The organism is Flavobacterium collinsii, assembly GCF_902804485.1.
GTDB lineage: Bacteria > Bacteroidota > Bacteroidia > Flavobacteriales > Flavobacteriaceae > Flavobacterium > Flavobacterium collinsii.
Map to the genome: position 1 here is coordinate 1 of NZ_CADCST010000055.1, position 6,561 is coordinate 6,561.

At 36.4% G+C, this 6,561-nt stretch carries 1 protein-coding gene; it reads left to right on the forward strand.

All coding sequences use genetic code 11. The features are described 5' to 3' along the window. Positions 1-268: 268 nt before the first annotated feature. On the forward strand, positions 269-6,561 hold a 6,293-nt coding region (locus FLA105534_RS02860; RefSeq protein ID WP_173964544.1), incomplete at its 3' end, for a non-ribosomal peptide synthetase.

Sequence of the window (6,561 nt, forward strand, 5' to 3'; positions counted from 1 at the left end):
TAAGACTAAGTTCTTTGCGTCAGAATATCTCAGCCATCATTCCTTTGTCATATCTATCCAATCCAACAGAAAACGTCTTTGCTAAGGCGTAGTTTTTAGACTCCTAATTTCTTCTTTCTCAGAGAAAAATACCATATAAATCTTAATACAACATCAATTCCACCTGTGTTAAATCATGGGTGCGGTTGTTTCTACCTATACTAAAAATCAAAAAAGGTACGATAACGTTACGTTTTCGCTATTTATTTAAATTATAAAAAGCATACTTATGAAAAATAATGTCACAAATGTGCAGAAATATATCTGGCTTGATCAGATACTTGACAATGAGTCACCAAAATACAACATCGGCGGTTATGCCTTTATTAACGGAAGTATTGATGCGGAGCGTTTTAAAATAGCATTCAATATTCTGATTAAAGAGAACGATATTTTTTCCTTTGTTTTTGAAGAAAAGAGTGGTTTTCCTGTATATACCATTCAGGAAGCAGACAGTAATTTGGCATTAACCTGTATCGAAGAGTCAGAAGAATCAAAAGCGATTCAGATGATAGAGAAAGACTTTATACTTCCTTTTGATATCGAGAAGGACAGACAGCTTTACAAAATGTGGCTTATAAAAGTAGCTCCGGAATCGTATATCTGGTATTCTAAACTTCATCACATTATCTCTGACGGTTTTTCGTTTCAGTTATTGTTCAATAAAGTAAAACGAATTTATGAGCAATTGGGTACCACTGTTATATATGATGATTTATGTATCGGAAAAAACAAATTGTCTTACGAATCTTTTATAGCATTAGACAATGCATATAGGGCTTCTGAAGATTTTTCTAATGATAAAAACTTTTGGTTGGGACGTTATGAAGAGTTGCCTTCTTTGATCTATACCGGTACAAATAGATCAGCGGGTCACTGTAATATAGAAATAGCCCTTACGGAGGAAGAAAACGAAGCTTTATGGACGTTTGTAAAAACAGAAAGGCTGAGTGTTTTTCATTTATTGATAGGTTGTTTCTCTATTGTATTGTCAAAATATTATAATAGAGAAGAAGTTAATTTAGGGATGCCTATTTTGAACCGAAAAAATGCTGCTGAAAAAAATACTTTCGGACCGTTTTTGAGCATGTTACCGTTAAAGTTGACGTTAGAGACAACATCATCTGTAAGCGATTTCATAAAAGAAATTAGGAGCACTCTTTTTATGTGTTACAGACATCAGCGTTTTCAGCAGGCCGATATATTGCGTAATCTGCCACAGGAAACCTCAAAGCTGTATGATGTGAGATTGTCGTACGAGCGCATGCAGTACGAATCTGAATTTTCAGGAAGTAAAGCTACTATACATCCACTGTCTAATGATAGTGAAGAAGATCCTATTTCTATACATGTTTTTGAGGATGTAGAGGGGCAGCTTAGTTTTAGATTTGATATCAACGAAAAATATGTTTCAAAATTTGAAGCCAATCAGTTGATTACCTCTTTCAGAAAAGTATTAACAGAGTTAAAAGAGACCAGCAATACGCCTATAGCCGAGATTCAAATTTCGAGTAAAGAACAGTTAGAAGAAGTACAGGCAATTTCAAAAGGGCCTGTTGTAAATAGGCCTGACGAGACTTTTTTAGATCTTTGGAATGCGTCTGTAGTTAGTCATACTTCAAAAACAGCAGTTTCTTGTCAAACAAACATTCTGACTTATGAAACGCTTGAGGCACATGCCAACACAGTAGCTTCTTATCTACAGTTTAATGGCGTTAAAAAAGGAGATAAAGTAGGTGTAATGCTTTCGAGATCAGAAAAAAGCATTATCGGAATTCTTGCTATCATGAAAGCAGGAGCTGTTTATGTGCCTATTGATAATGCGTATCCGGAGGAAAGAAAACGCTACATTATAAAAGATGCCGGCTTAGATTTTATTGTGACAGATTCGTTTTCGAATTCTGTTTTAGAAGGCATCGAATATAATATAGATCATATATTGGAAGAGGATTCGGCATCAGAAAATTATATTTCTGTTGATTTGAAACCTGAAGATAAAGCTTATATTATTTATACTTCCGGTTCAACGGGAGATGCTAAAGGTGTGGTTATTAATCACCGTTCTTTATATGATTATGTCCTGACATTTGGTGTTTATTTTGGTCTTACTGAAAAAGATATTGTATTGCAGCAGGCTTCCACTGCTTTTGATACTTCAGTAGAGGAAATTTTCCCGATTCTGTCTGTAGGAGGTAATTTAGTAATTGCTCACGAGACTAAGGATTTTAATGAATTGCTTAAAGACTGTGAACGTTTTGGCGTTACTTTATTAAGTACCAATCCTTTTGTTTTGCAATATCTTAATGACAGTTACAAAAGTTATAACTTAAACATTAAAACACTTATAAGTGGAGGAGATACATTAAAACCACATCAGGTAGATCAGCTGATTGATATTTATGATATTTATAATACTTACGGACCAACAGAAAGTACAGTATGTGCGACATATTATAAAGTTGGAAAAACTGATACTCAATTTCCTATTGGAAAACCGATTACAAACAGAGGAGTATATCTGTTGGACGGAACAAAAATATTACCAAAAGGCGCCATTGGAGAAATCGGACTTTCAGGTGTAGGTTTGGCAGTTTCTTATCTGAATAAAAAAGAACTTACAAAGAATGCCTTTATTCATATAAATGGAGAACGTATTTATAAAACGGGAGATTTAGGAAAGTGGGGTATCGACAATAACTTAATTTTTTATGGACGAAAAGACAGTCAGTTAAGTTATAAAGGATACCGTATTGAAGTAGGAGAAATAGAATTGGCCATACAAAAAGTAAATGCATACATCGTAGACAGTTATGTGTGTATTAACGAAGTTGGCGGGATGCCTATTTTGATTGCTTACCTGGTAGCAAACGAATCTTTTATTAATATATCTTCTTTAGTTATAGATTTAAAAAAGCATTTACCGGAATTTATGATTCCTACACATTTTGTAATTATAGATGCTATTCCTTTAATTCCTAACGGGAAAATCGATATTAAGAGTTTGCCAGAACCTAAAACGGTCAATATTACCGAAGCAGTTCAGTTACCAACAACACAGGAAGAAAAAGAGATTGCTGCTATCTGGCAGGAATTATTGCGACTGGATCAGGTAGATGTTACTGTTAGTTTTTTCGAATTAGGAGGACATTCTTTATTGGCCAATCAGTTTATTAGTAGTTTACGTGATCAAAAAGGGATTGAATTGTCGTTAAGAGATTTTTACAAATCTCCAACCATCAAAGAAATAAGCGAGCTGGTTCCTACTTTAAACAAGAAAGAAACCCAAAATATTAAAGCTCCCGAGCAGGAATTGTACCCGTTGTCTTTTTCACAAGACAGACTGTGGTTCTTAAATCAGCTGGATAATACTGATACTTCTTATCACGTATCCAGAGCGATGAAACTAAATGGTTTTGTTGAGGTCGAGGCGCTTGAAGAAACGTTTGCAAAACTTATAGAAAAACATGAGATTTTAAGAACCGTTTTTGTAAACCAGGAGGGGAAACCTTGCCAAAAAATACTTCCTCCATTTTTTTATTCCATTCCTGTTATCGATTATACCAGTATAAAAAATAAGGAAAATAAAGATAAAGTAATTGCTGATTGTCTGGAAAGAGTAGAGAGCCGTGCTTTTGATATAGAAGAAGGACCACTTTTTAGAATCGAATTATTGAAGTTTTCAGAACAGGAAAGTGTAGTACTATTTTCTGAGCATCATCTAATTTTAGACGGATGGACTCAGGGCATTTTATTCAGAGATTTTGTTGATATTTATAATGAGTTAAAAAGAAATCCGGATTTTGAGGTAGAGCAACCGGAAGTTACCTTTAAAGACTATGCTTATTGGGAAAAAAATAGCCTAAACGAGAGCGTTATTAACGAGAAATTAGACTTTTGGGAAAACAAATTTGAAGGTTTTTCAAACGAACAGTTAGTGCCTTTAGATTTTGAAAGAAATGAAACCACTGTAAAAAAAGGCGGCACTATAGAACATGTTTTTTCATTAGACTTTTCAGAAAAATTACGTCAGTTTTCAGAAAAACAAGATGTGTCATTGTTTATCACCATGCTCACAGCTTTTAAAATAGTGTTGCATAAATTTAGCAATCAAACAGACATTTCGGTAGGGACGGCTGTTGCGAACAGACGTTATAAAGAATTTCAGGAAGTTCTGGGTATGATTGTCAATACAATCGCATTGCGCACCAATTTTAGTAACGATGATTCCTTAATGACTGTATTAAACGAGGTGAAAGAAACTTGCCTGGATGCCTATGCCTATGATGATACCCCTTTTGGGAAAGTAGTAGAAAGAATAAATCCGAAAAGAAGTCTACACTTACATCCCTTATTTCAATACATGTTTAGTTTTGTGAATGTTCCGATACAAAGCATGTCTTTGTTGGATGCAGACATAGAGATTTTAAAAGGACACAATAAGGCATCCCGATTTGATATTAGTGTTGTAATAAATACCGTATACGAGCAAATCGATTCTTTAACAGATAATCAACCCGACCGAAGAATTTCAGTAGAATGGGATTATAATGCAGCCATCTTTAAATACGCGACAATGAAACGCGTTTTAAAAGCGTATCTAAAAGTTTTGGATGCTCTTGTCGAAAATCCCGCTCAATCTTTAGCCACATTAGAATATATTTCTGCTTCAGAGAAAGCGATTCTTTTACAGGATTTCAATACTTCAAAAGCAGAGTTATCTTTAGATACCACAGCAGTTGCGTTGTTTGAGGAACAAGTTGCTAAAACTCCTGATGCAGTAGCACTGATATTCGAGGACAGATCCTTGACTTATAAAGAACTGGATGGAGTATCCAATGAGTTGGCACATTACTTATTAAATAATTTTGAAATCAATGCAGAGGATTTAATCACCGTAAAACTGGAGCGCAGTGAGTGGATTTATATCTCCTTACTGGCCGTTTTAAAAACCGGCGCGGCGTATCTTCCAATTGACCCGACTTATCCGGAGCAAAGAATCGCTTACATCGAACAGGACAGTCAGAGTAAAGTTATAATTGACGAACGTTTGTTAGCAGACTTTAGATCTCGTCAGGAGAATTATCCAACAACATCACCTGAAATTGCTCTGGATCCAAATCAGCTGATGTATGTAATCTACACCTCAGGCTCCACAGGACAACCTAAGGGAGTTATGATCGAACATAAAAGTTTGGTCAATTACATTACGAACCAGGCAGAAGAATTTGGATTGGACCATTCAGATCGTGTACTGCAATTCTCAAACAACGCCTTTGATGCGTCTATGGAACAAATCTTTTTAGCCTTGTTCAATGGAGCTTCACTGATAGGCGTATCCAAAGAACGCATCATTGATCCGGCAGATTTTATCAATGTATTACAGGAGTATTCTGTAACACACCTTCATGCCACCCCTGGTTATTTGTCTCATCTGGAGAACCTATCTTCCTGTAAAACGCTAAAAAGAATCGTTGCCGCAGGAGAAATCTGTCCTAAAAACTTAGCAGAGAAAATGGTTGAAATTGCTACTTTCTACAACAAGTACGGACCTACCGAAGCCACTATCAGTGCTACTATGTGCAGAGTCGACACAAGTCATTTAGAAAGTAATCTCATTCCCATCGGCAAACCCTTAAAAGGCAGTGAAGTTTATATCTTATCCGATGATCAGGCCTTAAAACCTATCGGAGTGTTCGGAGAAATATGTATCTCAGGAGATAGTCTCTCTCGAGGATACCTCAACCAGGAAGAATTAACAGCAGAGAAATTTATTCCAAATCCTTTTATCAAAGGAGCTAAACTATACAAAACAGGCGATTTAGGCAGATGGCTAGCCGATGGCAACATCGAATTTTCAGGCCGTAAAGATCATCAGGTGAAAGTAAGAGGACACCGTATTGAACTGGGAGAAATCGAACACGCCCTTTTAGCGCAAGAAAACATCAATCAGTGCGTAGTAACCGTGCAGGAGATAGAAACAGAAGCCGTAATTGTTGCCTATCTGGTTGGGGAAAAACAACTGAACAAACAGGAACTCCGCGCCAAACTGAGCCATCACTTGCCGGATTATATGTTGCCTTCTTATTACGTACAATTAGAATCTATTCCTTTAACCTCACATGGCAAAGTCGATACAAAAGCCTTGCCGCCAGTGGGTACAGGTGACATTCTGCTGCAGAAATACATAGCTCCGACAACAGCCTTAGAAAAAGAACTAGTAGCCATCTGGGAAGAAATATTGGGCATAAAAAACATTGGCATCACAGACAATTTCTTCGAATTGGGTGGTCACAGCTTAAAAGTCATCTTAGTAGCCAATAAAATCAACCGTCAGCTAGGCTATCAAATAAGCGTAAAAGACGTCTTTTTAAATCCTACCATCACAGGAATCATTTCCAAACTGGAAGCAGGAGCTTTTACAGTCATACCCAAAGCAGAAGAGCAGGAAGACTATGTTCTAACCTCATCTCAGCATCGTTTATGGATACTGAGTCAGTTTGAAGGCGGGAACGAGGCCTACAA